25 protein-coding genes, 1 tRNA gene and 2 pseudogenes are annotated in these 26,645 nt (G+C 59.3%); 4 read left to right on the plus strand and 24 right to left on the minus strand.

Annotation, left to right across the window (positions count from 1 at the left end; translation table 11 throughout):
- The first annotated feature begins 64 nt into the window (after positions 1 to 64).
- Positions 65 to 553 (plus strand): MarR family winged helix-turn-helix transcriptional regulator, encoded by a 489-nt coding sequence (locus V8J81_RS00580; protein WP_368473811.1) that lies wholly within the window; start codon positions 65 to 67, stop codon positions 551 to 553.
- A 124-nt stretch (positions 554 to 677) separates the two neighbouring features.
- On the opposite strand, the pseudogene V8J81_RS00585 reads toward V8J81_RS00580, so the two are convergent.
- From V8J81_RS00585 to V8J81_RS00640, 12 genes and pseudogenes are all read right to left on the minus strand, one after another.
- Positions 678 to 1,643, minus strand: a pseudogene (locus V8J81_RS00585) (IS3 family transposase); the annotation flags it as partial.
- Positions 1,644 to 2,476: 833 nt separating this feature from the next.
- Positions 2,477 to 3,828, minus strand: a pseudogene (locus V8J81_RS00590) (transposase).
- Positions 3,829 to 3,959: 131 nt separating this feature from the next.
- Entirely contained in the window at positions 3,960 to 4,394 is a 435-nt protein-coding gene (locus V8J81_RS00595) for a CopG family transcriptional regulator (protein WP_368473812.1), read from the minus strand.
- A gap of 5 nt (positions 4,395 to 4,399) precedes the next feature.
- Positions 4,400 to 6,397 (minus strand): conjugal transfer protein TraG, encoded by a 1,998-nt coding sequence (locus V8J81_RS00600; RefSeq protein ID WP_368473813.1) that lies wholly within the window; start codon positions 6,395 to 6,397, stop codon positions 4,400 to 4,402.
- A gap of 15 nt (positions 6,398 to 6,412) precedes the next feature.
- Positions 6,413 to 7,924, minus strand: coding sequence for a relaxase/mobilization nuclease domain-containing protein (locus V8J81_RS00605; RefSeq protein WP_368473814.1), 1,512 nt, complete (start codon positions 7,922 to 7,924; stop codon positions 6,413 to 6,415).
- 484 nt (positions 7,925 to 8,408) lie between these two features.
- The gene (locus V8J81_RS00610) at positions 8,409 to 9,113 is read right to left on the minus strand and encodes a lytic transglycosylase domain-containing protein (protein ID WP_368473815.1); all 705 of its coding nucleotides are present in this window, start codon (positions 9,111 to 9,113) and stop codon (positions 8,409 to 8,411) included.
- Between the two features lie 4 nt (positions 9,114 to 9,117).
- A complete protein-coding gene (locus V8J81_RS00615) occupies positions 9,118 to 9,627 on the minus strand; it encodes a S26 family signal peptidase (RefSeq protein WP_368473816.1) in 510 nt (169 codons plus the stop codon).
- Positions 9,624 to 10,082, minus strand: a complete 459-nt coding sequence (locus V8J81_RS00620) for a DUF2840 domain-containing protein (protein WP_368473817.1) — start codon at positions 10,080 to 10,082, stop codon at positions 9,624 to 9,626. Before V8J81_RS00620 ends, V8J81_RS00615 begins: the two co-directional genes overlap by 4 nt.
- A gap of 4 nt (positions 10,083 to 10,086) precedes the next feature.
- The gene (locus V8J81_RS00625; protein WP_368473818.1) at positions 10,087 to 10,368 is read right to left on the minus strand and encodes a helix-turn-helix transcriptional regulator; all 282 of its coding nucleotides are present in this window, start codon (positions 10,366 to 10,368) and stop codon (positions 10,087 to 10,089) included.
- A 184-nt stretch (positions 10,369 to 10,552) separates the two neighbouring features.
- Positions 10,553 to 11,038 carry a DUF2285 domain-containing protein gene (locus tag V8J81_RS00630; protein WP_368473819.1) on the minus strand — a complete coding sequence of 162 codons (486 nt, stop codon included), beginning with the start codon at positions 11,036 to 11,038 and terminating at the stop codon, positions 10,553 to 10,555.
- A 79-nt stretch (positions 11,039 to 11,117) separates the two neighbouring features.
- The gene (locus V8J81_RS00635; RefSeq protein ID WP_368473820.1) at positions 11,118 to 11,288 is read right to left on the minus strand and encodes a transcriptional regulator domain-containing protein; all 171 of its coding nucleotides are present in this window, start codon (positions 11,286 to 11,288) and stop codon (positions 11,118 to 11,120) included.
- A 100-nt stretch (positions 11,289 to 11,388) separates the two neighbouring features.
- Positions 11,389 to 11,646 (minus strand): hypothetical protein, encoded by a 258-nt coding sequence (locus V8J81_RS00640; RefSeq protein WP_368473821.1) that lies wholly within the window; start codon positions 11,644 to 11,646, stop codon positions 11,389 to 11,391.
- 101 nt (positions 11,647 to 11,747) lie between these two features.
- Here V8J81_RS00640 and V8J81_RS00645 point away from each other — a divergent pair, with 101 nt between their 5' ends.
- Positions 11,748 to 11,996 (plus strand): helix-turn-helix transcriptional regulator, encoded by a 249-nt coding sequence (locus tag V8J81_RS00645; RefSeq protein WP_368473822.1) that lies wholly within the window; start codon positions 11,748 to 11,750, stop codon positions 11,994 to 11,996.
- On the opposite strand, the gene V8J81_RS00650 is transcribed toward V8J81_RS00645, so the two are convergent.
- The 9 genes from V8J81_RS00650 to V8J81_RS00690 form a co-directional block, all read right to left on the minus strand.
- Positions 11,993 to 12,976, minus strand: coding sequence for a hypothetical protein (locus tag V8J81_RS00650; protein WP_368473823.1), 984 nt, complete (start codon positions 12,974 to 12,976; stop codon positions 11,993 to 11,995). The genes V8J81_RS00645 and V8J81_RS00650 overlap by 4 nt on opposite strands.
- Positions 12,977 to 12,987: 11 nt before the next feature.
- On the minus strand, positions 12,988 to 13,290 hold the full coding sequence (locus V8J81_RS00655; protein WP_368473824.1) for a hypothetical protein: 303 nt from the start codon (positions 13,288 to 13,290) through the stop codon (positions 12,988 to 12,990).
- Between the two features lie 257 nt (positions 13,291 to 13,547).
- Positions 13,548 to 14,303, minus strand: coding sequence for a helix-turn-helix transcriptional regulator (locus tag V8J81_RS00660; protein ID WP_368473825.1), 756 nt, complete (start codon positions 14,301 to 14,303; stop codon positions 13,548 to 13,550).
- A gap of 171 nt (positions 14,304 to 14,474) precedes the next feature.
- Positions 14,475 to 14,813: a DUF736 domain-containing protein gene (locus V8J81_RS00665; protein WP_368473826.1), complete on the minus strand. Its 339-nt coding sequence runs from the start codon at positions 14,811 to 14,813 to the stop codon at positions 14,475 to 14,477.
- Positions 14,814 to 15,365: 552 nt separating this feature from the next.
- On the minus strand, positions 15,366 to 15,830 hold the full coding sequence (locus V8J81_RS00670; protein ID WP_368473827.1) for a hypothetical protein: 465 nt from the start codon (positions 15,828 to 15,830) through the stop codon (positions 15,366 to 15,368).
- Positions 15,831 to 15,947: 117 nt separating this feature from the next.
- A complete protein-coding gene (locus V8J81_RS00675) occupies positions 15,948 to 16,874 on the minus strand; it encodes a DUF2493 domain-containing protein (RefSeq protein WP_368473828.1) in 927 nt (308 codons plus the stop codon).
- A gap of 251 nt (positions 16,875 to 17,125) precedes the next feature.
- Positions 17,126 to 18,169 carry a DUF7146 domain-containing protein gene (locus tag V8J81_RS00680; protein WP_368473829.1) on the minus strand — a complete coding sequence of 348 codons (1,044 nt, stop codon included), beginning with the start codon at positions 18,167 to 18,169 and terminating at the stop codon, positions 17,126 to 17,128.
- A gap of 116 nt (positions 18,170 to 18,285) precedes the next feature.
- Positions 18,286 to 20,406, minus strand: a complete 2,121-nt coding sequence (locus V8J81_RS00685) for a ParB/RepB/Spo0J family partition protein (RefSeq protein WP_368473830.1) — start codon at positions 20,404 to 20,406, stop codon at positions 18,286 to 18,288.
- Between the two features lie 127 nt (positions 20,407 to 20,533).
- The gene (locus V8J81_RS00690) at positions 20,534 to 21,727 is read right to left on the minus strand and encodes a DUF932 domain-containing protein (protein ID WP_368473831.1); all 1,194 of its coding nucleotides are present in this window, start codon (positions 21,725 to 21,727) and stop codon (positions 20,534 to 20,536) included.
- Between the two features lie 217 nt (positions 21,728 to 21,944).
- Here V8J81_RS00690 and V8J81_RS00695 point away from each other — a divergent pair, with 217 nt between their 5' ends.
- The gene (locus tag V8J81_RS00695) at positions 21,945 to 22,190 is read left to right on the plus strand and encodes a hypothetical protein (protein ID WP_368473832.1); all 246 of its coding nucleotides are present in this window, start codon (positions 21,945 to 21,947) and stop codon (positions 22,188 to 22,190) included.
- The gene (locus V8J81_RS00700; RefSeq protein WP_368477572.1) at positions 22,141 to 23,763 is read left to right on the plus strand and encodes a recombinase family protein; all 1,623 of its coding nucleotides are present in this window, start codon (positions 22,141 to 22,143) and stop codon (positions 23,761 to 23,763) included. The genes V8J81_RS00695 and V8J81_RS00700 overlap by 50 nt, the downstream gene beginning before the upstream one ends.
- Here V8J81_RS00700 and V8J81_RS00705 read toward each other — a convergent pair.
- From V8J81_RS00705 to acs, 3 genes are all read right to left on the minus strand, one after another.
- Positions 23,720 to 23,796: transfer RNA gene (locus V8J81_RS00705), tRNA-Met, on the minus strand. The genes V8J81_RS00700 and V8J81_RS00705 overlap by 44 nt on opposite strands.
- A gap of 63 nt (positions 23,797 to 23,859) precedes the next feature.
- Positions 23,860 to 24,555 (minus strand): GntR family transcriptional regulator, encoded by a 696-nt coding sequence (locus tag V8J81_RS00710; RefSeq protein ID WP_368473833.1) that lies wholly within the window; start codon positions 24,553 to 24,555, stop codon positions 23,860 to 23,862.
- A gap of 149 nt (positions 24,556 to 24,704) precedes the next feature.
- Positions 24,705 to 26,642, minus strand: coding sequence for an acetate--CoA ligase (gene acs / locus V8J81_RS00715; protein ID WP_368473834.1), 1,938 nt, complete (start codon positions 26,640 to 26,642; stop codon positions 24,705 to 24,707).
- Between the last annotated feature and the right edge of the window lie 3 nt (positions 26,643 to 26,645).

Below are 26,645 nucleotides of genomic sequence, written 5' to 3' on the forward strand. Positions count from 1 at the left end.
AAGCGGCGCATTGTGTCAACACGTCAAATATTTCCATATCGAAATATAAAATATCGAGGTACAAATGAAAAAGCAAGGGGCGGACTTGAGTCAGATCCTGGGCCAGTGGAAGCGCGAGCGCCCGGACATTGATCCGAGTTGCATGGTTGTTTGCGGGGCTGTTTGGCGGGCTGGAAAACGGCTAAATGCAGGGGTCAGCGAAAACTTGAAGCAGTACGATCTTGATTTTGCGGCCATGGATGTGCTGCTGACCCTGCGGCGCAATGGTTGCAATAACCCCATGAAGCCGTCCCAAATGGCGCAGGACATGATGCTTTCAACAGCTGCAATGACGGCTAGACTAGACCGTTTGGAAGCGCGCGGATTGCTCATTAGAGAAAATCTAAAGACAGATCGGCGATCCGTTGCAATTTCGTTGTCAGATGAAGGACGGCATCTTGCTGATAAGATGGTTGTAACACATGTGGCGACCGAACAGAAAATGCTTGAGAAGTTAAACGAGGCGGATCAGAAGACACTTCTTTTACTGTTGGAGAAGTTAGCTGTCGATTAAGTCAGGGTAACTTTTATTGAAACTTCACAATCCGCGGCTTGAGTCGGTAGCTTGGCATTGCGAACTACGAGCTAGATCACTCGAAGCCGCCTACCGCCTGACCTGCCCTCCAAGACTCCCTCTTTCATAACGAGAGGCTTCGGGTTTTGTCGTCCTGTTCGCCGTCGTCGGTTTGGGCAAGCGTGTCGGGCTCGGCGCGCTCGAATTGCTCAAGCATACGGCGCGCTTGTGTCAGCGTTTGGAAGCCGAGCGCTGAATGCGGTCCGACCTTGTTGTAGTCGTATCGCCAAATTGCCAGCCTTCGCCGGGAGTCATCCAGACTGTCGAACAGCTGTTCGTTCACCAGCTTGTCCCGTAGGCTACCGTTGAATGACTCGATTAAGGCGTTCTGCTGTGGCTTGCCCGGATCAACGTGATGCCACTCAACGTCATACTCACTGGTCCATTTTAGGATTGCCCGGCTAGTGAACTCGGTGCCGTTGTCAGAGGCAATGCTAGCGGGCTCTCCATAGACCCGAACCAATGCGTTTAGCTCCCGCGCCACACGGGCACCCGAGATGCCGGTGTCAGCCATCAGGCAGAGGTTCTCTCGGCAGCAATCATCGTTCACCGCCAAAATGCGGAACTTGCGAGACGCGCCAAAGGTGTCAGACAGAAAGTCCAAAGACCAACGTTCACCCGGTTTTGGGGCCTCGGGCATTGGCGTCCGCGAAACTCGGGCTCGCTTGCGATCTCGTTGTTGCACGACGCTCAGCCTTTCGTCGGCGCACAGCCGATATAGCTACTTGTGGTTCAAGACGTACCCTTCGCGCTCCAAAACCACGCCGATCCGGTGGTAGTCAAACAGACGCTGCTTTGCAGCGATCTTCCTCATCTCCTTGCGTATGTCAGTGCTGTCCGGTGGACGATCATACCGTACAGTCTTCGGATCGACACTAACGAGCCCGCACGCCTCACGCTGTGAGATATCATGATCCCGCATCCTTCAGAGCGCTGCATTCCGTCGGTCTGTTGATGTCGACTGCTCTTTCCCAGCAAATCTTTCATACCATGTTATTTGGCGCTGATCAGCAAGCAGACGTTTGAGCTTATGCTGAATCATCGGATGAGCTAAGGGAGAAGTTGATGCCGCTGCTAGAGGTATTCGTATGCAAAAGGTTTAGAACCGAGGCAGGGCAGCCAATTGAAGACATCTTAGAAAGAAAGGAACGTGAGCGCCGTGCGAACGGCGGGCTGTTTCTTTCGGAGATAGGTAACAACATCGCTCCTTCGCTACCTACGCTCAGGGCGGACCCCAATGGTAGCGTTTAGCTTAATCGCATCGATGCCACGTGCAGTCGATCAAAGCCCTGAACCAGTCGCCGTTTCGCGTTGAGTGACCACTTCAACCGGAGATACTTTCGATCGGCCATCGGCGTCGGTGGTGACTAGCAGATATGCACGCGGAAAATCGTGGCACGTCGCCTTGGTTTGCAGGTTGGATCAACCTCTAACGCTTAGTTCTAAATTCGAAGCGTTTAACTTCGAAAGCTTGGTCAATGTGAAATCTGGGTCTAGCTTACGCTTCTCGCAAGTTACAGCAGTGATGAGGTTGGGCAGCAATTCAACCTAAAAACAACGCGGTTACGATGTTGCAATAAGGTGTGAACTTACCGCGCCTTTCGTTGCAACACTCCATGATCCGATCATCATTGCTAACCCTGAGCAAAAGAGGATTCACGACGCCCTTCAGTCCAGATAGTGCAATGAGGAGCCACACAGCCACACGGGTCAGCTTTCACTTCAACTAGGCTGAAAATTCTCGTCCAGACATTATAGGTTTGTGAGTGCAGCGAGCGGTTGCTTCGAGCCAATTCTTTGGAAAGACAACGTGTTGCGAGCGCAGAAAGCAGCGGCTTGAACTGAGCGCAAACAACTTTCTGATCAAGCTTTGCGCATTTGCTGCGATGCAGAAACGATCTTTGCTAGTTTGCGGAGGTTTTGGGCGGCGGCGGCGAGGAGGAATTCGTCGTTTACGCAACATCGTCCGCGTAATCGGAGGCGACCCAGTCCCAGAATGCGATTGAGGTGGGCGAAGATCATCTTGACCTTCTTGCGCAGCCCTGATGAGATCTTGTACGGGCGCGTTTATATGATGGCGCGGGCGACATCGCGAGCATCTTCATGCTCGTCGCGCGTCAACTTGCAGACATCTGCTTTGGAAGAGCACTTCATCTTTGATGGGCACGCTCGACAGGTGTGTTTGAAGGCCTCGTACTTGGCCACACCTTTGCCAGCAGGACTACGGTTGGGACCGGAGTAATGCCAGCGGAACTGCTTAAGGGCTCGACCTTGATGGTAGATATGCTGGCTTTCTCGGCATCCGATTCAAAGTCGGCGCAGGACCATGTTCCATCCGCTTGCGCTGCTTTGTCGACCACCGGGATGCGGGGCGCGATCTTACGATACAACGGCTAATCGTATGTCGGGCAAGATCCATAGGCAATATCGGCGGTCAGACGCCCGGGATCCAGATCAAGCTTGTCTTTGGCGCGCGTCTGCATGGTCTTGGTCTAGCCGAGTTCAGCCTGCCGCATCGATCTAGTCGCTTCGATGGCAACGATGACGCCGTAATCCGTATTGATCAGATAGCGGTCGGAACAGCTAAAGAATGCGGGCGCCTTACGCGCTGCCGTCCATTCACTGGCGGGGTCAGAAAAGTACATGAACTTACGCTTTACTTCACTCGTGATACCAAAGGCCGCTTCATCCAACGCGTCGAGATACACCCTAGTGGCACGCTTTGCAGCGTCGACATCAACCCATGCCGGATCCCATTCTTCTCAGGGAGCAGAATACTGGCTGTTTGCATCAGCCTCAATTAAGCAGGCATCAATTGCTATGCGTTGACGACTAACGAAGCCTTCCGTGTTGCAGCGCGCAACAGTTGTTTCGAGCAGATAGCGCAGCGGTTTGCTATTCTGGAGACGACCATGCCGGTTCCTTTGGACGTGAAATGGTCAGGCATACGGTCGCTTAAATCGAGCCGGCAAAACCAGCGGTGTGACTGATTCAGATGCGCTTTTTCGCAAATCCGCCGTTCGGATGTAATACTAAATCAATGGCCCACCAGAAGCCTTAGGAGCAGCAACTCCAGATCAATAGATGGGCGGCCTGTGTGCCTATAGAGATCGGCCGGATGACCACGAATGCTGCTCAGATCGAAAAACCCGATCAATGGATCGCTGAGGGTAATCTTGGCGATCGCGATCATCCAACGAGAACTCGCAAACCAAAGCCGCTTGCGCTTCTTATCTCGGCCCCAACATCACCAAACCCCGCACTCATAGGTCAAATTGAATCAGCAGTTCATACACTGATCAACAAAGACTTTTCCACAGTATACGATCTCGATTGACGCTCGTCGTCAGAGACCGCCCCCTGTAGTAGTCTTATTCCGTCTCACGTCGCGGCTCAGCTCCTTTGCCAGCGATGACCCCTTCGCCAACCTCCGCGCCAGTGTCTCTACAAATCCTGCATAGCGCTCCTTTCCTTGGGCCATTGCAGCCTCTCGAAGGTCGTCCTGGACGGGAGGTATGGCGGACAGCCAAAAGCGGATGAAGAGCGCCAGCGCCTCGCCTGCGATTTCCTGATCGCGCTCGAACCGTTCGATTGCCCTCGTCATTCGATCTAGGCGGCGGACGAGGGCCGCCTCGCGCTGATCTGCCTCATCGGGCGTCAGAAAGGAGGCCAGCGCCGTCTCGACAATGTGGGTCATTGGGACACGTCGGCTGGTCGCTGTGGCCTCAAGCTGGTCGAAGAGGTCGGGATCAAAGTAAACGTTAAGGCGGATTTTTGCCATCGGTTCTAATCCGACATGCCCAGGTCGTCACTCGGGTCCATCGCTGCCATCCGTGCTACAGAGCGATCACGTTCGAGAACTGTTTGGGCGGAAGCCGTTTTGTCTTGTGTGTCATCATCCAAGCCTTCGAATTCCGTCTCATGCGCAGGACGAACCGGCGCGTTTTTCTCCTTGCCAGACAGCTCGTGCGCTCGACCGATGCCGCCTTCCTCATCTTCGGCACTTGCGGCATCAGAGTCTTTCTCTGGGGAGGCTATCGGTGCCATCCCGCTCCATTCGTCCATCGGTGATTTGAGTGGGGACCGCGCAATGTCAATCGGCGGTGCAATCACGCGCGTCTTGAGTTGAGCATCAGCAAAGTATCTAACCTTTCGGGCGCGAACTGGCGGGGCGCCGGAGACCAAAACAATCTCATCGTCGGATGGCAGTTGCATGATCTCGCCGGGGGTCAGCAACGCACGCGCCGTTTCCTGCCGTGAAACCATCAGATGCCCGAGCCAAGGCGAAAGCCGATGACCTGCGTAGTTCTTCATGGCGCGCAATTCGGTCGTGGTTCCTAGAGCATCGGACAGACGTTTCGCGGTCCGTTCATCATTCGTCGCGAAGGCGACGCGGACGTGGCAATTGTCGAGGATGGCGTTGTTCTGTCCGTAAGCCTTCTCGATCTGGTTCAGGGATTGTGCGATCAGAAACGCCTTCAGACCATAGCCTGCCATGAACGCAAGTTGCGTCTCAAAAAAGTCGAGGCGGCCCAAGGCCGGGAATTCGTCGAGCATGATCAGGAGCCGGTGTTGCTGCCTGGTTGCTGCCAGCTGTTCGGTCAGTCGTCGGCCGATCTGGTTCAGGATCAGCCGGACCAGTGGTTTGGTGCGCGAGATATCGGAGGGCGGCACCACGATGTAGAGCGTCACCGGCCGCTCACTGGTGACCAGATCGGCAATCCGCCAATCGCAGCGCGACGTCACGGTTGCAACCACAGGGTCACGGTAGAGGCCGAGGAAGGACATCGCGGTTGAGAGAACACCCGAACACTCGTTCGGGGACTTGTTCAAAAGCTCGCGGGCTGCCTGGGCCACGACCGGATGCGACCGGTCTCCCAGATGCGGCGTATTAAGCATTGCGTTGAGCGTCGCCTTGATGCCGCGGGTTGGATCGGAGAGGAAGGTGGCAACCCCGGCCAGTGTCTTGTCTTCGCCGGCATAGAGGACATGCAGGATTGCGCCGACCAGTAGGGAGTGGCTGGTCTTCTCCCAATGACTGCGACGGTCGAGGTGCCCATCGGGATCGACGAGGATGTCGGCGATGTTCTGCACATCCCGCACCTCCCGGACGCCGCGTCGGACCTCGAGGAGGGGATTGTAGGCGGCACTGGCCTCGTTTGTCGGATCGAAACGTAGCACGGGTCCGATTCGTGCGCGCCATCCAGCGGTCAGCTGCCAGTTCTCACCCTTGATGTCGTGGACGATGGCAGACCCGGACCAGGTCAGCAGGCTGGGGATGACAAGGCCCACGCCCTTGCCGGACCGGGTCGGTGCGAAACACAGCACATGCTCGGGGCCGTCATGGCGGAGGTAGCGCCGGTCAAGCCTTCCGAGGACCACCCCATCCTCACCGAGCAGCCCGGCTGCAGCGGCATCCGCAGCAGTCGCCCATTTGGCCGAGCCGTAGGTGCTGACATCGCTCGCTTCGCGGGCGCGCAGCACCGACAGGAGGATAGCGACCAGGATCGCTGCGATCCCACCGGCGCCCGCAATCGCCGCGCCTTCGATGAAGACGCGGGGTGTGTAGGCGTCGTACCAATACCACCAGAGGAAGAAGTCCCACGGTCGGTAGATGGGCCAGCCAAAGAGATCGGTCAGGGGCGGACCGAGTGCCGCTTGATGTCCGAGGCGGAAGGCAACCCATTGCGTGGAGGCCCAAAGAAATGCGAGGACAACGAGGCTGACAATCACGACTTGTCCCCAGAGGATGGCGGTGGCAGGCGAAGTATCAGTGCGGCGCATGGGCGTTCCTTTCAATCAACGGCTGAGGCCTCGATTGCGACCGAGGGTCCAGTCGATGCCACCACCAGAGCAGACCATTCCAGAAACGGAGCGCCCGAGTTGCCGGTCCAGTTGCGGTGTCCAAGGCACGAGGGAGAACCCAAGTCCGTCATCGATCATGGCGAAGCGGCCTGAGGCGAGACAAAGGCGTTGGCGGTAGGTCCCTTCGACAGCGTCACCCTCGTGGGGCCGATAGCGGATCAGACCGGTCCCCGCTACGAGCTTGGCTGATTGCGCGTCCAGTTCGCGAGCGCGCAGCGTGGAGAGGAGATCGCGGGAGAATACCACCCGTTGGCCTTGCTTTTGGGCCAGCCCGATATCGACGAGGTGGTCTGCGCGCCGATCAAGGGCCGCCCGCACTTCCGCCCCGAAACCTGATCCACCGAGCGGCACGCGGTCACGGGCCAGCTGCAATCGGTCGAGCCAGGTCGCGCCCTCGGCCCCGATCTGAGCGGACAGGTCCAGATCGGACCTGCCAACCAGTGCCAGCCGCGCTCGACCGCCCGCTTTCGGGGTCCACAGCCGCGTCTCGGCGATGCCGCCATGGGCCGTGTCGCCGGTGGCCGCGATGTCTTGAAACCGCAGGTGATGAACGCGTCCGTCGACTCCGTCGATGATCGCATAGGCCGTGCCGTGATGCTCGTCTTGCAGGCCCCGCTCGACGAGACGACCGAGAATCGGGGCCGTGGGCGTGCCTTCGATAGCGATTTCGAAATCCGCGCGGTCGGGGCCATTGGCCAGCGCCCGATGCATGGTCTTGATGATGTCGCCGCGCAAGCCAAGTTCGCTAAGTGTTTTCTCCACACCCGGCTTCAACTCCCAGACAGCCGGCAGGATAGGCGTCGCCAATCCCAATCGTTCCAGTTTTTGCGTGCGCCCGATCATTAGGCGGCGCAGCTCCGGGTCGCGTGGTTCTGGAGTGCCCCGGCGCAGATCGACAATGCCTGCATGGTCGTCGGCTAAGGCGCGCAGGCCGCGGTCAAGGTCGGTCCAGCGCTCAGTGGTGACTTGGCGCTCCAAGTCGCTGGTGATCTCGCGCGCGCTTCGAGGACCGAGTTCGAGCTGCACTAGATCTTCGGCGCGCGCGCGTAGACCTTGGGAGATGTAGTCCCGCGAGATGACCAAATCGCGGCCGTCGTCTGCCTTGCCGCGCAGGAGGATGTGGACATGCGGGTTGTCGGTGTTCCAGTGATCGACCGCCACCCAGTCGAGTTTCGTGCCGAGGTCGCGCTCGGCGCAGGCCATCAGGTCACGGGAGAAGGCGCGCAGGTCTTCGAGTTGATGGGCATCCTCGGGCGATACGATGAAGCGGAAGTGGTGGCGATCTTCCTCCCAAGTCGCCGAGAGTGTACGACCTTCAAGCGTGTCGTTGTCTTGGCCAAAAAGATCGGCGCGTTGCCCGTCCTTGCCGACCCCGTCGCGCTGCAAATACCCGATGTGTTGGGTGAGCGGAGCCGAGCGGCGGCGCGCCCCAACGTGCCGAACCACGCGGGCATTGACGACGACGCGGCGCGAGGCACTGGTGAACTTTGCGGTGGTACGAGCAAAACGTCCTCGCCCTCCCGTGGCGCCGCTTCTATGTGACCGGTTGAAGGTTTGACCTGAGTGTCCTGCTTTGCGGGCGGCGCGCATGACTTCGCCGACGAAACGGGTCGCTCTGCGAGACGAGGGGTCGCTGCTACGGATGCGGCCAAGGCGCGGTCGGAAGTTGTCGTCCCGGCTCATAGTGCTGATCCTCGCCAAAAGGCGCAGGCACCACAAAAATGATTTTTGATCAGTTGCTTGTCGAAAAAGCCGGCACGGTTGGTGCTGAGCCGGCACGGTAAATTGGTCCAAGAAACAACCGCATGCCTGGCCCGTGTGCCAGGCCTTTTATCTTGCAATACTTTTGTTGTGATCCCGTGCTTCGGTCCATTCAGGCACAACTGCCCGACGGAGCAAGCGAGGCTACGCCACAATGCGAACTCTGTGCTCATGGCATTTCTTGCTCGGTAGGAGACACGAATATACCACGCGGACCCTCTTGGTCACTAGATTGGAGGTTGCTTTCACCTGCGTCCATTCTCCCAATCGGAGTTGCGGCAAACAGCGGTGCCTCTCGCCAGTCCTGCGATCGCAGCGGCAGTTCGTCAGCAAGGGAACCATCCTCCTGCGCACCAATGATCGGCTCTAGAACAGAAAGGTAATTGCGCGTTTCGGCGGGTAGGGGGCGTTCTGAAGTGAGGAAATCTTCGTATCGCGCAGGTCCTGCATTGTAAGCTGCAAGGAAGCCCGGCGACCCGAAGCGGTCGTACATAGCGCGCAGATAAGCCGTTCCGGCGAGGATATTTTCGCGCGGATCAAAAGGGTCATCTCCTAAGCCGTGGGCTCGGCGCAACCCGGCCCAGGTGGCGGGCATGATCTGCATCAGGCCCATGGCGCCTGCACTACTGATCGCGCGCGGATCGCCCGCACTTTCCACCTCGATAACGGCGCTGATCCAGGTGTCTGGAATGCCAAACCTGTTGGAGGCTTCTGCTATCTGGGCGTCAAACGACGGTCCTCCGTTCGCGCCAAGGAAGTGATCTTGGGCCACCACTATCGTCGGTGCCAATGCAAACGGAGCGCACATAGTTAGCACGAGCGCGACGGTACAAGCAGAGCGATTGATGTCGGATGAAGACGCAAAACGGGTCATGGGCTCACCCTCCTCGCGTCCAAATGGGGAGCGCTTGGCCAACAATCCGGCTTGCATTGATCGTGCCGAAATATCGCCCGTCTAGGCTGTCATCGACATCCGCATTGAGGAGGAAAAACTCGTCCGGGCCGAGTGTGACGCACCCCGCCCAACTGGGAAGAGCGCGTCCGTTCCGATCAGTCTCAGCAGCCGTTGTTACAATGGTGTTGTTGATCGACACGGAAAGGCCGTCTCGACAGACCGACATTTCGGCGGTCGCCGCAACACGTTTAATAAGCAGGGTTTCCGCGCCCAGGTAGCCACGCTCTATCGCCCATCCAGACAAGTCTGATGGCAGTTGGACGGCTGCAAGATTGCCAAGCGTTGGCGTGATCGACGGACGCAGGACGTAGAGGCCAACAGGCACGCTTTCGGACTGATTCCACACAAAAAGCGGTGTTTGGTCCATCTCCGAGGCTGCAATCAGACCGATAGAAAGACAGACCGCGATGAAAGGAAAAGCGGCGATGGTCATTGAAACACCTCGCGTCGCTTGACCCAGGCGGCGTGCCGAGCTGGTGTGTACGGTCGGGGCTCAAATCCTGCAGTCAGACGGTTATGAACGTGCCGCCAGTGGTCGGGGCACACTTCCTCCGGCGCGATGCCGTAGCTCTCCACGATGTCGACCGCGATCAATGCCGCCTCGACCTTCGGCCAGCCGGAGAGACGCAAGAGGACGTCTCCACCTGGCAAGACGTAGGGAATGGTTGAACAGCATTGGCCCGCATTGACGGCGCGCAGAATGTCGAACCGGCTTTCTACGGTGCCGTACTCATTCGACGACCAGCGCACCATTGCGAAGATTGCCCCCGGTTCGAAGGCTACCCGCTTGTCCGTGGCCGTCAGATTGCTTTTCTCGGCAATACGCCCAAAGCGGATCCACCGCTCAACGCGCCCTTCAATCCAGGTCAGATCGACGGTCGTCCGCATTGTCTCAGCGGTCCCGACGCAGATAGGCGGGCGAAATCGCGGCGTGGCGTTTGGCAGGAAGCACGCAGTCGCCAGTCTCATCGGAGGTCGAGGTTTTTTCGCCGCGGGTGACCCAGGCTTGCAGGTCATCGACCGCATAGACGACGCGCCCACCGATCTTGGAGTAGCGTGGCCCTGTCCCGTAAGTGCGGTGTTTTTCCAGAGTCCGTCCAGAGAGGCCGAGCAAGCGCGCGGCTTCCGGGGTTCTGAGGTAACGAGGAGGTATTCCTGGATCGGGATCGGGCATTTGGGCATCTCCGGTTGGTGCGCGCCGCAGTGGCGCGCCGCGAACTGTCGGAGGTCATCAAAGCGAAGAAGGGACCTTGAAGGGGATGACGAAGATGGCGCGAGAATTTCGTCACCCCGTCATTTGTCGTGAGGTAAGACTGCAAGGACGATCCTCATTGCTGTGATTTGGGATTTTGCAGGGCTCAAGACCGCCCGACAGTCGGGCTTTGACCGAGAAGAAGGGAGCGGTATCCGCTGTCGATCAAATGCGTTCCATGGGCGGAAAGGCGGGCAATTCGCGCCTTGATCGAACTGGTTTTCCAAGATTCTTGGTCGACGTGGGATTGCCCGAAGACATGTTGGGCAATTGTTCGGTAGCTGGCCTTTGACGCCCGCGCATCCAGCAATCGGCATGCCGATAGAATGCGCGCCCTTTGCTGTCGGGTCAGTGGGTTTTCCATTGGACGACGCCCGAGAAGGTGCTCCCGGACACGATGCGCGGCGGCGACGCGTGTCCGCCAATGCTCATCGAGAGGCAGCAGAATGCCGACGGCACGGTCCAGGATCTTCGCATCAAAGGTAAGTGAGGGGCCTGAATTGAGCCGGAGAACGACGACATTCTCATCGACGCGCAAAGCGCCCGAAGCAACGTGTTCAGGGTCGAGGCTGGGGGCAGTTTCTCCGGGCACTTCAGCAAGATAGCAGACTGCCGCTGGCGCAACATGGGGCAGCCAAAACACCGATGCCTCGGGCGCTTCAATATCTGGATCAACCGGGAAATCGCAACCCCCAGGATGCGGGAGACGAAAGGCCGTCTCGCATCAGAGGGTATTGCGCGCAGTATTCTGGGTTTCGGCGCAGGCATTCCCAAGCCAAGCCAGAGACATCGAGCGTTTCGATGTAGGCGTAGTCGGCTTCGTTCCGCCAGTTCCTGACCATCGACCTTCCCCCCGCAAGAAATCACATCTGGCGTTGGTTGTGGGGTGTCCGACTGCCGATGCCGAGTGTCAGATATGACACCTGACAAGGCGTTTTGACGTCAGGTTGAGGTCGAACGAACGAGACCAAAATAGCCATGATCCCGCAGCCAGTGCGCTTGTTTGAGTAATTTTTCAAATACTGCACGGGACCCTTGCGGGTCCCTATCGACGTCGAGGTCTAAGATGATTGCCGCAGCCTCTCGCCAATCGGCCTGGTCCCGGTCGGCGTCCAGAAGTCGGAGGTAGGTCTTCATCATATCGCAGTCCAGCGGGCCTGAACGCACTGTATGGGTGACGGCTTCGCCATTTTTCGTCAAGATGACACCCTTCAAGAAAACCGTAGTGCGGTGCCAAAGCATCACGCGATGACGAGTATACTCCGTGGTTAAATACTCTGCAACGCGGATGAAGTTGCCGCATGGAAAGCAGACGTATTCTTGCTCAAAACCTGAAGAAGTATCGGCTTGCGGGAGGGTTTTCTCAGGAGGATCTGGCGCATCGCGCCGAGTTGGACCGAACTTATATCAGCGCCCTCGAACGGTCGCGTTATTCAGCGAGTTTGGACGTCTTGGACAAACTGGCCAACGTGTTTGGGGTCACATCTAGCGATTTGCTGCGCATCGATGCACAGGTGCCTCGTGCGCAAGCCAAGGATCAGGACGGCTAGAAATACCCGTAATAGTCCGGATCGACATAAAACTGTTCCGGTTCGGGTTTTGAGAAATCCACCTCAGTCGTTGTTGGCGGAGATTTGTGCTCCACTGGCGAGGGTAGATCCCATTCCTCGCTTGGGTCGGGCTTGGGGTCGTAGCTGTCAAATGGCGCGAATTCGAAGTGATCTTCCTTCATGAAATACTCGAACGGGTCGTCTTTTGCCTCTGTTTGCAGCGACGAATTCTGCTGATCGTTATCGGTCTCCTCTTTATCCAACTTGGAGCCGGTGCGGTTCAGAATTGCAGGAGTGGCGTCGATTTCAGAACCTTTCGGCGACGGTGCTACATCAAATGCTTTCACGTCCGAGGTATCCAGTACAGGAGTTCCAAAATCCGCATCCTCAAGACCAACCCATTCCTGCTCAAACAATGGGTAGTCGCCGTTCGTCGGCGTCAGACCAAAGTCCGAGAATTCGACCATGGCAAGCTTGTCGACATAGACAACATCAGATGGGACATAGAACGGCTCGGTTGCAGGCTGAGTTTCGAGTTGCGCACTCGCGGTCGTTGGGACCCGCATCCAAACAAGAGACCCGTGCCGGTCTTCTGTGGCAAAGAGATCTCCAAACTCACCCGGATGCCCAGTTTGCGCGTAGAATTCGGCAACCAGATCCACGCAGGCTTCGGTCAAAAGGCTGTAGTTGTAAGTCTGATTTTCGAGCGCCCGCGCTTCGCTCAACAAGCGGTCATAGGTGACTTCGGGCAGCGGGACCGACGCCCAGGTGACCGTTTCCGCCACCAGTTCCGCAAGGTGGTAGGCACTTTCGTCCCGATAAATGCCGTCATCGGGGAGGAACGGCAAAGTCTGCGGAAACGCGAGTTTGGGTGTTTCATGGAGAATGTTTGCGCCGACCGTATACTGATGCTCCCCGTTTTCATAGAATGACACATTGGCGTGTCCGGGCAGGCTGTTGTTGTAGACGTTGACGCGCATCTCCCAAGTGGTCATGGCCGCTCTCCCGATATCGAATAGAACGAAAAACCGTCACAGACAGTCGGCTCGACGGTGACGGTGAGGCTTTCTAACAGGTCTTCAATGTCGCCCGCGATCGAAGCGTAACCATCGGCTTCTTCGGCTAGCCAAGCAGGATAAGGGGGGGTCATCTGTGACGACGTGAGAGCGGCGTCGCCGGTGTAGAAGGCGAATGCCTGAAAGCCGGACCCGTCCGCCGGAATACGGTCGCGCGGTACAAGCACAAGGCCCTGCAGATTCCGCGCAGGATCTGACGGTTCTGCAGCGACCGCCAAGCCGCAGGATGGTGTCCATCCGTCATGCAAGTCAGGAGCTGAGAGAGAGATAGTGGGGCTTGCGAATTCGGGCCGGACAACTTCGCCCAGAAGTGCATGACTGTGAGCACGATGTACAATCTCGGACAGAAGCCGGGTAAGGTCACGGTGACGCTGATCGGCGGCCTGGTCAGCCCGCAAGACCGATGACACACCCAAGGTGCCTACGGCGATGATGGCAGCCAAAACAACGGCCGTAGTTCTGGTGATTTCTCTGGTCATCGGTAAATCTGCCCCTGCAAAGTGGCGCGCATGACGGCCTGAAGGGTGTTCGTCACCCTCAGACGCTCGCGGGCTTCTCTCATATGTTTGACGATTGTGCTGCGATGCAGTCCCATGATTTCCGCGATGTCGTCGATGGTCTTGCCATCACCGACCCAGGCCAGGACTTCACGCTGCCGTGCAGTCAGTTCTTCTCCGTCTGGAACCTGCGGCAGCATCCTCGTGGATAGATCAAAGGCACTCAGAACACAAAGCAACAGCTTCCGGTGTTCCGTCCACACGTCGTCGACCTCTTTCTGATGCACGATATCATCCGCGCTCAACCCGAAGCCGGTAATCAGGCCAGAGCCGTAATTCCTTAGACTGATCGTGTATCCGTTGATTAGCCCCAGATCGAGGCAGCGTTCGTGAATTGCGATTTGATGTGCCGAAAGCTGTCCATCTGCTTTCAGGCGCCGGGTCAAATCCCAACTGACAGCACCTTGGCTGTCGATGGCCCATTGGGTGTTCACATCCGCCGTGAAGGCGGCGCCATCGACAAAGAAGCTGTCGAATTCCGCGCCGTAGCTGGACTTCACAATGGTATCGCGGGGGGACCGCGCGCTGTTCGCTTGCCGACGTTGCGACGCTGCATAGAAGACGCGCTTGAACCCTGCATTGCTGAGATCGCGATGAAGTCGATCCCACAGCGCGGTAGCATCCTGCGTCGTCAGATAGGGTTCAATATGATCAATGGGCGTAAAAAGCTGCATTGGGTAACCTCACGAGGTCACCCTTCCCAATCCTACGATATTCAGCGCGATCGTATTTTCAAGAACGCCGTCAGGGATGGCCTCTTTTCGGCAGAATTTCACTGGCGACGCCCAAGGGCGTTACCGGTGAAACTGCCCTGCCCACGAGGATCGGGGCAGGGAGTGTCGGTCTCAGTCGCCGTTGCGGCGGCTGCTGGGGCGCGACCAGATTAGGCTGTAGGTCTCTTCCCCGCCCTCGATGACCGTGTCATCGAAGAGGTTGGCGTAGATCGGCGCGGTGAAGCTCGGGTCGTCGAGCTTGAGGCTCAGGTAGCCACGGCCCTCGGTGGAGCGTTTGGACCAGGCGGCACCGATCTCCGCCCGACCGACGAAGACGCGGTGGGAGGGGGCGTTGCCGTTCGCCGTGCTGTCTTCGGGTACGACACGGACGCCTTTCGCCTGCACGCTGAGAGTGACGATTTCTCCGACGAATTCCACGCCGGTCTTCTTGAAGGTTCCGATGGTAGCCATGTCAGGTCTCCTTTTGGGTTGTCCGAGCCCGCGCCAATCGCGGCCTCGATGGCGATCGTCGGGACCGGGGCGATCCGCCGACGCAGCCTTTTGGCCCGCAGCGGCAGCGGAGGACGGCGAAAGCGGTCTTTCTTGTCCCGCGAGGAATGGCGGACATCCGCCAGGGGAAGAAAGACCACGTCAGCCGTTGCGTCCAAGGCGGTCGAGGCGTCAGCCGATCCCGGTCAGATCAGCCGTTTGAGAGGTCCGGGAGGGACGCGCGGCACAATCCATGGTAGAGACGGTGACTGGTTTCGGAAGACCTCGGCAAGACCCCGGCAGCGCGTGTCGCAGAAAGGCAGGCCGTGGCGTGCAGTCGGAAAGAGCGCGCGTCTGGTACTGACAGAAAAGGCGACCGGTGAGACGACATCGGCAGTCTCCTTCGGGCCCCGCTATCGGTGCAGTGCTCCAAACACCAATTCCCGCCAGCAGTGACATGCCTCAGGCGCAGCATCCCGTTTGGATAACCGCGATCACGGTAACTCGACCCACACATGATCGGGGTGGCGACCGTCAGTCGGCCCAGTCATCGGCGGCTCGCAGCTGAGTCGGTGCGTGACGGTCGAAGGGGCCTACCTCAGATCGACAGGACATACGAGCCCATGCCGTTCCGCCAATAATGAGTGCGCCTAGCCATGAAAGTAGCGTGATCGTGAGATCGCCAGTACCGCCAAAGCTTGAAAGGCCCTTCGCCGCGTGAAACCCGGTGATCCCGGCTGGAACTGCGTAAATGAGGCCAATCACTATGCGAAGGAATGGGAACCGGACGCGCTCAAAGGCGGCATCGCCGAGTACAACGGCGATGCCGCCGAACAGGACCCCTACGAGAATGGAAAGGAACACGCCATTGCCAGTCTCGTAGACGTAAAAGCCTGATGTCAGGCCAATGGCGAAAGGAAGGGCGTAGACTGCGAGATTGAAAGCAATCCAACCGAGAACACTAAGACCGAGCAGGGCAAGAAAGGTGGAAGCGAGCATGAGGCTCTCCTTTTGGAAGAAGGATTGCGCCACCACCACCACCATTGGCACGCAGGGATCATAGCAGATTGGTGCCCGCCCCGGGAGGTCCCAAGACGGGCGTCGGCGGAAATCCGATTAGGCCGTTGGAGCGGCTTTCGGGCGAAAGTCGAAGAGGGGGATGCCCATCGCACGGGCCTTGTCTGCGAGGTTCTCGGTGATCCCGGAGCCGGGAAACACAACAAGACCAATGGGCAGGAGTTCGATCAGCCGATCATTGCGTTTGAACGGCGCGGAATTACCGTGTCGAGTCCAGTCGGGCTTGAAGACGATCTGCGTTACGTCCCGATTGTCGGCCCAAGCGCTGGCGATCCGTTCCGCTCCACGCGGCGCGCCGCCGTGCAGAAGCACCATGTCGGCATGTTTGGCATGGACGCGATCGAGCGCTACCCAGATCGCGGGGTGATCATTGCAGTCGAGCCCACCGGTGAAGGCGATTTTCGTGCCCTGGGGCAAAAGTGGCTCCAGGTCGGCCCGGCGTTTCGCGGTGATGTGATCGCGGCTGTCGATCAGCGACGCTGTCAGGGCCTGGTGGGAGATATGGCTGCCCGTGCGCGGATGCCAAGTCGCGCCAAGATGGGTCTCGAAGAGATCGGCAGCGAGATCGCGCAGGGCCTCATAGGCGTTGCGTTGCTCCAGAAGGGTGAGACCTTCGACGATCAGCGCCTCCAGCTCCACAGAGCGGACTTCAGACCCATCCTGTTCGCGCTGGGACCGCTTCTGCGCCTGCTCATTGGCGTCCAGATCCCTCTCGACACGGACTGCCTTGCGATGGAAGAGGTTGGTGACGGACCAGAGGAGATCGTCGAGATCAGGCTCCAGCCGTGTGTCGGACAGCATGGCGACGAAGGCGTCGACGATGTCCGTGACAGCGGTGCGCAGTGCGTCGGGCTCTGGCAGGGGTCGCGGATCGGGCTCGTCGTTGAAAGGGCGCCAGCCGTAGAGTTGCAACTCGTCGAGAACTATTGCGGTTGAGGATCGGGTCTGAGGATTGGTGTCGGCCATGGAAATGTCTCCGGATATCGAGGTCCGCGCCTGTCGCGGCCTTCCCGGGCAACGGAAAAGCGGGGGCCGGGCGGGCTTGCATTCTCAGGGGTCCTCGTCGCGCCCGCGCGATGGGGTGGAACCGGAGCGCAGCGGAGGACGCCTTGCCGTTGCGGGCTTGCCCGGCCTCTGCTCCGTCTCGCCCGCTCTCAGAAGGCTTGCAGGCGCGGCTCTCTTGCCGGAAACGGAGCTGGCCGCGGCGTTGGACCTGATCAATCGGGGATCGGGTCGAGGAGGTTTGCAGCATCTTCAGGCGTCAGTTGCGGGCGGAGATGGGCGCGCAGATCGTTCAGCCCGAAGGCGCGCAGATCGTCGTTGAAATCACTGAGTCGCGGGGAGAGCTGAATGACCTCGATGCCTTGGTCGGTGGCCCGGGCTGCGAGGGACGTCGCTGCACTACGTCCTGCCGGGTCATTGTCGACGGCAATATAGAGGCGGCGCAGGGTTTTCGGTAGGTTGAGTGCCGAGAGGTGGTTTGCCGAGAGGGCGGCAACGACAGCCAGGTCAGGCAATGCCAGACGCAGCGAGAGCATCGTCTCCAGCCCTTCGCCTGCTGCCATGATACCGTCGGCATCACCCATATGGACCCCATTGCCGAGAAGGTTCCCCATAGCTTTGCGAGGCGGGACGACAGGGGCTTTCAGGGCCGTGGCTGGGTCCAGCCAAGTCCGGTGCAGACCGGTCAGGCGGCCGTCCGGACTGGTGACTTTCGCCAGAAGGGCGGGCCAGGTCTCCGGTGGCTCTAAAGGCGTATGGCCCTTGCGCCAGTAGAAACAGCTCGTATGGAACCGCAGAGAATTGGTTTGCGCCATACCGCCCAGTCCACGCTTCTGCAGATATCGGTCGGCCAAGGTGCCTTCGACCGGTTGCCCCATACCCCAGAGCCGCCGGGCGGCCGTCGCCGATCCGCGCTTGGCGGGAGCTTTTTGCGTTGCCTGAGTTAGGGGTCTTGGAAGCCCCAAAAACCGTCGCGCTTCTTTGAGTGTATCCTTCAACGTGACGATCTGCATGGTCGCCCCGATCAGATCGAGAAGGTCGCCATGCTCGCCCGTGGCGGCATCCGACCACTTGCCGGCCGCACCTGCGCCGGATGTCGGGCCGGTCAGCCGGACATAGAGGCTGCGACCCGGCGCGTTCTCCACATTGCCGACGACCCAGTATTGTCCCTGCCTGCGGCCGTTCGACAGGTAGTGGCGACAGACGGCCTCAGCATCTACGGCCAATCTGCAGGCGATCACTCTTGCAGGGCTTTCCATCGGTGGGTCCTCTCGTCAGTGCAGATGGAAAAAGGGCCCACCGTTTCCGATGGGCCCAAGGTGTCCGGTGGGCCGGGCCGCCTGGGGGACGGTTCAGGCCCGAACCACCGGATGTGTCACTCAGCAGCAGTCTTGGCGAAGGCGTCTATGGTGACGGGAACATCCTCGCCCGACACATCGGATTCTCCGATAGCCGGTTCGCCGCCGTCTTCCGCCGTTTGCCCTTCACCTGCGTCGGTATCGTCGTCCGAAGCTCGTTCATCGACCTTATCGATGAGCTCAAACGCATGAACATCGTTCTCGGGCAGAGGCGGCGTGCGCAGCGGTTCTGGCAGCCAGCCGGTGCCTACAAGCAGGTCCTCTGCGGCAGTGACCATCTCCGGCTTCTTGAGACCTGAGATTCGGTTGGCAGCGTCCTCGCCTTTCGCTTCATGAACAGCCTCAAGAATGCGCGCCTTGGTCACGCGACCGAGATAGCTGTCGCCAGTGACAACCCAGTCCGTCTTGGCCATGTCGAGCCCGACAGTTCCGGCCAGCACATCCGCATGCGCGATCGCGCGGGGGCGGCGCTGGTAGGGATCGTGCACAGCATTGACGCTCATCGCCACGCAATGGGCGAACAAGGTCTCCCGGCTGCAGCTGTCGAACTCGGTCAGCGCTTCCCATAGGTCTTCCGACCTCTTGGGGAGGTTGCTTGCCCAGGTCTCGTGCCGCTGATCGATGGCCTGTGCATAGGCCGTGTCGCCAAGGCCCGGCACCTGCGACCCGAAGGCCGCAGTGCTCGGTTCGATCTCGACGCAGCTGTCGAGGCCATAGCGATAGAACAGCCGAAGCGTCATCGCATGCAACGCCGCGAGGAAAGCGACCTGCGGGTTCTGCGCGAGTGCATTGCGCAGCGCCAGCGTGCGATGCGCCGTCAGTTCCATGACAAGGCGGTCGGAGAGCGGTTTGAGACCGTCGTCTTCCTCCTCGCCTTCGGTGGCGGGCACGACGATGTCGTCCGGATCGTCGACGGTTGTATCTTCGGGCGCAACGTCGCCCTCGTCATCCGCCTCTTCGACCGGTTCGTCCTCAGACCTTACATAGCCACGCTCAACGCGAAGCCGCCCGGAGCTGTCGATGCTGACAAAGGCACCTGCCAAGGCCAAGTCTTCCGCCTCGAACCGGATCGGGCGGTCCTGCAGTGCCTCCATCGCCGTTTCGATGTCGCCGAGACGCGCATCGACCTCTTCGGGCAACTCATCCGCTTCGGCATGTTCACCCTCCAGCGCGTCGTATTCGGCCTTCAGCGCCTGATAGTCTGCGGCCTCAACGTCACTCATCGGTTCCACTTCCTCATGAATCCGGCGCATGCCGAAGGTGTGGCCATAGGGAAAGTCGGTGTCGACCTCGACCCATTTCCAGCCCTCCACCTGGACCACTGCGGCCTCATTTGCCAGTTTCTCGCTCACCATGACGTCTAGCAAGCTGGCGTCCTGCAGCCAGCCGCCATCGTCCTGCTGGAACAGATCGCGCAGGATCTCGCCCCCGGCCTCGACATAGTTGTCGAGCCCAACGAACTGCGCCCGCTTGTCCGAAGCCCGCACCGCGCCCTCGGTCAGCATCCGGCGGATCTCATAGGGTTGCTTGGAGTAGTGCCGTTGCAACGCCTCCCAGACCTGCTCCTGCCGCTCATGATCGGGATTGACCGCGAACGCCATCAACTGGTCGAGGGTCAGGTCTTCCTCAGCATAAGCATCATGCAGCGCGGGCGCGACCGCGGCGAGCTTCAGCCGCTGCTTGACCACGCTGGCCGAGACGAAGAAGGCTGCTGCGATCTCCTCCTCCGTCCGGCCCTTGTCCCGCATCGCCTGAAAGGCGCGGAATTGGTCCAGCGGATGCAGTGGTGCGCGCTGGATATTCTCGGCAAGACTGTCTTCTTCCGCGAGGCCTTCCATGCGCACGACGCAGGGCACCAGCGCGGTCTTGTTCAGGCGCTTCTGCTTCACGAGCAACTCCAGCGCCCGGAACCGCCGCCCACCGGCCGGGATCGTGAACATGCCGGTCTCGGCACCGTTGTCGTCCAACACCGGACGCACGGTGATCGAGGCCAGCAAAGTCCGCCGAGCGATATCCTCGGCCAGCTCCTCGATCGACACGCCTGCCTTGACGTGGCGCACGTTGGACTGGCTGAGCATCAGCTTGTTGAAAGGAATATCGCGCGAGGCACTGAGGGTGATTTTCTGTTGCTTGGTCATCGGGATTACTCCGCGACGGGCCAGCCGGGAGCCACTCTCTCGACCTCCAAACCCGTCACGGAAAACCCGGCCCACCTCTCCCTCTAAGGAGCGACGGACCGAAAAGTCTCGCACCGGCAGTTGGCGGCTAGGACACTTTCTCCAACAACACCTTCGCCTTGCCTTCCATCACTAGCCGCGCATCCTGCTGCGGCTTCGACCGGGCTACGGCCGTTATCCCCTGCACGAAGTCGAAGACACTTTCGGGCGGGCGAGCTTCCTCAGCCAGCACCGTCTCCACGATCCGCCCCGTCTCCGCTTTTGAGAACCCGCGCTTGCGCAAAAATTCCTCCCGGTCCTCGTACGAGCGTGCCACGATCTTCTCGCGGGAGGCCCGGATGCCGTCGATGAAGGGTGCGGGCGAGGAGTTGGCAAAGCGGGTGAGCGCTGGGGCCGCCTCATGCGCAAAGCGAGACGCGGCATATTTCGAGTGGCGGATTTTAATCTCCTGAAAATCCTCGACGCCCCAGAGATTGCGGTTCTGGCAGACCGCGCGCAGGTAGAAGCTGGCGATGCCGAGCGTCTTCGCGCCGACTTCTGAGTTCCAGCAATAGAAGCCACGAAAGTAGAGGTCTGGCGAGCCGTCAGGCAGGAGCCCAGCCTCGATCGGATTCAGATCGTCGACCAGGAAGAGGAAGACGTCCCGGTCTGACGCGTAAAGCGTTGTGGTGCCCTTGGTAATATCGACCCGCGGATTGTAGATACCGGTCGACCAATCGAGCACCCCTGGGACCTTCCAGCGCGTATCGCCAGTGCCGTTGCCCGCGATGCGCTGGACGGCAGAGACCAACTCGTGATCGTAGATGCGGCCATAGTCAGGCCCGGTCACGGCACGTAGCTCCGTCCGCCCGTCGCCAGTTTCCAGTGTCTTGATCTGCTCGGCACGGTGGTTGGTCAGTCCATATTGCAGGTTGATCCCCGCCAATGGCGCGGGCAGCTGACGCAAATAGGCGGCAGGCGCGCCGCCGAGGCTCGAAAGCTGGCCAAAGCTCCAATGTGTCGGCGCAATCGGCTCATCAGCTCCGGGCAAGATCAACCCCAACTTCTCAGGGTTGTTGCGATGGGCCTCGACGCGGATCGCAGCGCTTTCCACGATGCGCGTCCGGCTCCGCTCCGCGCGACCCTTGACCGAGGCAAACAGATCGTCGAGCGACAGATACCGCTCGTCATCAGGTCGCGAGAACCATTCGGACGACACGCGATCCACATTCTCGCCGCGCGACACATCCACTCTGTAGCCGCCGCCGGCGTCACGCCCGGCATCGATAATTTCGGTAATCATGAGGAAACCTCCGCGACGGGCGGCCGAAAGCCACTCTCTCGATCTCCAAACCCGTCACAGGAACAGGCGGCACGCCTCTCACTTTTGACTCTCGATCCGGAGAGCCACAATACTTCCTCGAAATACGACCATCCGAATTGTACGCCGTCGGCACCCTTTGTGCGATCATGTGTCTGCAGTTCTTTACGCGGTCATTCTCCAAGCTCAGCTTGCCTCCATGGACGATCGCAGGTTCGCACCATCGAAAGGGATTCCCAAGTCAGACAGCTCGCCTAAGGCGGGATCGCTCGGCGGCGGACCGCCTACTTTTGACGAAGCTTCTGTAGAAATTATTCGTGCGCTTGCCAGGGCGGCTGCTCGAGAAGATCATCGAAAAAATATGCTGTCAGAGGAAAAGTCTCGGGGAGGAAGCGATGAAACGCACGGCGATCTACGCAAGGTTCTCTACAGAACTTCAAAATGATCGCTCAATTGAAGATCAGCTTCATCTTTGTACCACGCACGCAGTGCGTCGCGGGTTGGATGTAGTCGCGACGTACTTTGATCGTGCCCGATCTGGCGCTTCGGTTCACGGCCGGGATGGTTTGTTGGAGATGTTGCAGGAGGTTAAGTCCGGTGCTTTCGAAGTGATCTTAGTGGAGTCGCTTGATCGATTGTCGCGGGACCAAGAGGATCTTGCCGGCATTTGGAAACGGCTGACCTTCGCTGGTGTCGAATTGCGTGCCGTGCACGAGGGCAAGGCGGATCAAGTGCAGATCGGGGTTCGCGGGCTGTTGGGATCGCTTTACTTGACGGACCTTGCAAATAAGGTCCGCCGCGGCATGGACGGTGTCGTCAGGGATGGCCGGCATGCCGGAGGTCGCGCCTATGGATATCGACCCGTCGCCGGACGGCCCGGCGAGCTTCAAATCGTGGATCAAGAAGCAGCAATCATTCGGCGGATATTCGAGGAATATGTCGCGGGGCGGACGCCGCGGGAAATTTCACATGGTTTGAATGCTGACCAAATTGCTTCTCCAAGGGGACAGCGTTGGTCTGCTTCGACGATCAACGGCAACAAATCTAGGAACTACGGCATCCTTCTAAACGAGCTCTATGCCGGACGTTTGGTCTGGAACCGAGTACGTATGCTGAAGGATCCGGATACGGGCAAGCGCATTTCGCGGGTAAATTCCGTAGAGGAATGGAAGCGGGCGGAAGTCCCGCATCTCGCAATCGTAGACGCAGAAGTTTTTGACGCTGTGCAGGCTAGAAAGGCGGATCGAAGCCACAGTGCACCGCATCACTATCGAAAAGCGAAATATTTGCTTTCTGGGTTACTGAAATGTGGTCTCTGCGGCGGTGGCATGTCTGTTAAGGATCGGGATCACGGGCGCATTCGGGTGCAATGCAGTGTCAGGCGGGAATCTGGCACATGCGAAAACAGAAGGGTTCTGTATCTGGATGAGATCGAAGCTTCTGTGCTGTCGGGATTGAAGAGTCACCTTAAAGCGCCGCACCTCTTGAAGGAGTTTGCGCGGTCCTACCAAGAAGAGCGAGAGCGTCTTGTAGCAGACAAACGAAAATCGCGTGCCGGATTGGAGGCCAAGCGTTCAAAAATAAGGCGGCTTTTGGAACGGGCGTGGTCCGACTACGACGCCGAGCGCCTTCCAACGGAGCTAATTGGTGCCCGGATGAAGGAACTGCTTGCCGAACAAAAACAGATAGAGGCCGAACTTGAAGCAGCACCTCAGGATGAAAAGGTAATTGGCCTACATCCCGCGGCCCTTAGCCAGTTCGAAACGTACGTCCAGGATCTGGAGTCACTTTTCGGTAACGGCATAAGCCTTGAGACCGAGGACGCAGCAGAGCAAATTCGCAGATTGATCTCGCGCGTCGTTGCAACACCGAAAGATAAAGGGTTCGATCTACGAGTTGAGGGTAGACTGGCGGAGCTCATGGCAGCTCCTAGCGTCTATCCTAACATGCGAATATCCAAGTCGGGGGGATTGATGGTAGCGGAGGAGGGACTTGAACCCCCGACACGCGGATTATGATTCCGCTGCTCTAACCAACTGAGCTACTCCGCCACGATGGCGCGGTGGGTAAGTCACAGGGCGCGATGCGTCAACACGAAAATCGCGCTGATCGCGTCACAGATAGACGAGGCGCGCGTCTTCAACAGCCACCCGCAGGATTTGGCGCGCAATCACACGATCAGATGCGTCGAAGGCGGCGGTTCGCACCACAAGCAGGGCTGTGTGCCGGTCTGACGACAAGGCCACCGATTGCGACATATCTGTCACTTCGGCCCGCGCGTCCGCCCGCACCGCGGCGCAGGTGATACCGTGATGGTCCAGCAGGTCTGCAAGATTGGCTGGGGCGTCTTCATCGAGCTTTGGAATCAGGTCTACTGGAACGGCCACAGCCTCCAACGCCGCCCTTGCCCCCCGATACTTCAACGTTCGCTCAAGCACCGCGACACGCTCACAGCCCATGGACGTGGCCTCTGATGCAGTGGCTGCGCGTGTGGCAGTGCGTCCGCGGAAAGGCTCCAAAGCCAACGGTGCGCCATCGGCACCACACAAGACAGGCGTTTGCGCGGATACTTTCGTCGTGTCCTGCGCGGGGGCTTTTGCAGCCACCAATGTTCCACGCCCGGGTTTGCGGCTGAGATACCCTCGGCCCTCCAAGGTAATCAATGCGCGGCGCATCGTGCCCTGACTGACCCCGAATTCGTCGGCCAGAATGAACTCGTTCGGCAAACGCCGCCCAACTTCCCAATCACCCTTTTCGATCCGCGCAATCATCTCAGATTCGGCGGCTTTATATAGCGGCGTGCGGGCCATTCCCGAACCCTCCTTTGCGTGCGCAGCAATTATGCCGCATTGCAGCATCGCATACAACGGGCGTCTCGTCGCGGCTGCCATGCATGCAGATCATGGGCACGAAAAAGGCCGCCGGAACGCAATCAAACGGCCTCTTTCTACAAGTGGGGCTATCTGTTGGCGCGGTTCTCGATCAGGTCATCAACCACAGACGGGTCCGCCAAGGTCGACGTGTCGCCGAGCGAGCCGAAATCATCTTCCGCAATCTTGCGCAGGATGCGGCGCATGATCTTGCCCGAACGGGTCTTCGGCAGGCCGGGCGCCCATTGGATAACGTCGGGTTTGGCAATCGGCCCGATTTCGGACCGAACCCAGGTCTCCAATTCCTTGCGCAGATCATCGCTCGGCTCTTCGCCGGCCATCAGCGTCACGTAACAATAAATCCCCTGACCTTTGACGGGATGCGGATAGCCCACCACAGCCGCCTCGCTGACAGTCTTGTGGGCGACGAGCGCGCTTTCCACTTCAGCCGTGCCCATCCGGTGGCCCGACACGTTGATCACGTCATCGACGCGGCCGGTGATCCAGTAGTGCCCATCCTCATCCCGGCGACAGCCATCGCCCGTGAAGTAGTAACCTTTGTAGTCGCTGAAATAGGTTTTCACGAACCGCTCGTGATCACCCCAAACCGTCCGCATCTGCCCCGGCCAGCTATCGGCGATCACCAACACGCCTTCGACCCCATCCCCTTCGATGATCTCACCACTTGTCGGCTCAAGAACCAACGGCTGAATGCCAAAGAACGGATATTGCGCGGCCCCGGGCTTCAATTCATGGGCGCCGGGCAGGGCGGTCATCAAATGGCCACCGGTCTCGGTCTGCCACCACGTATCGACGATCGGGCAGCGGCCTTTGCCGATATTGTCGTTATACCAGGTCCAGGCCTCGGGGTTGATCGGCTCGCCAACTGTGCCAAGCACCTTCAGGTCGCTCAGGTCGTAGGGCTCCACGAACGACGTCCCTTGCCCCATCAACGCGCGGATCGCAGTAGGCGCGGTGTAGAACTGGTTCACCTTGTGCTTTTCGCACACGGCCCAGAACCGCCCGGCATCGGGGTAGGTCGGCACGCCTTCGAACATCAGAGTCGTCGCCCCGTTCGCCAGCGGGCCGTAGACGATGTAGCTGTGCCCTGTGACCCAACCGACATCCGCCGTACACCAGAAGATGTCACCATCCTGATAATCGAACGTGTATTGATGCGTCATGGAGGCATAGACGATGTAGCCGCCTGTCGTATGAACGACGCCCTTAGGCATGCCGGTCGAGCCGGAGGTGTAAAGGATGAACAGCGGGTCCTCCGCCCCCATCTCCTCTGGCGCGCAATCGGGCGAGGCGGCCTCGGCTAGTGGCTCATAGCGGTGGTCGCGGCCCTCGGTCATCGGAACACCACCGCCCGTCCGCGTCACAACCAGCGCCTGTGTGCCAATCGTGTTGCCCTCCAATGCCTTGTCGACATTGGTTTTCAGCGGCGTCGCGCGCCCCCCACGCGGGGCTTCGTCGGCAGTGATGACCAGCTTGGCTTCTGACCCCATGACGCGCGCGGCCAAGGCCTCGGGCGAAAAGCCCGCGAAGACGATAGAATGGATTGCGCCGATCCGTGTGCAGGCCAGCATGGCATAGGCCGCTTCCGGGATCATCGGCATATAGAGGACGACGCGGTCCCCTTTGCCCACACCAAGCCCTTTGAGAACGTTGGACATCCGCCCAACCCGATCAGACAGCTCGCTATAAGTGATGTGCAGCGTTTGATCGTCGGGGCTGTCAGGCTCCCAGATGATCGCGGTCTGGTCGCCCCGTGTCGCGAGATGCCGGTCGATGCAGTTCGCTGACACGTTCAGCGTTCCATCCTCGTACCAGCGGATATGCACATCCTCGTGCGCATATGAGACGTCCTTGACCTTGGTGTAAGGCTTGATCCAGTCGATCCGTTTGCCCTGTTCGCCCCAGAATGCCTCCGGATCCGCGATAGACGCCGCGTACATTTTCTCATACCCCGCCCCATCAATATGGGCGTTGTGCAATAGGGGCGGCATGGTGTCTTTGGGCATGGG

The sequence above is a fragment of the Gymnodinialimonas sp. 202GB13-11 genome, assembly GCF_040932485.1.
Classification (GTDB): Bacteria; Pseudomonadota; Alphaproteobacteria; order Rhodobacterales; family Rhodobacteraceae; genus Gymnodinialimonas; species Gymnodinialimonas hymeniacidonis.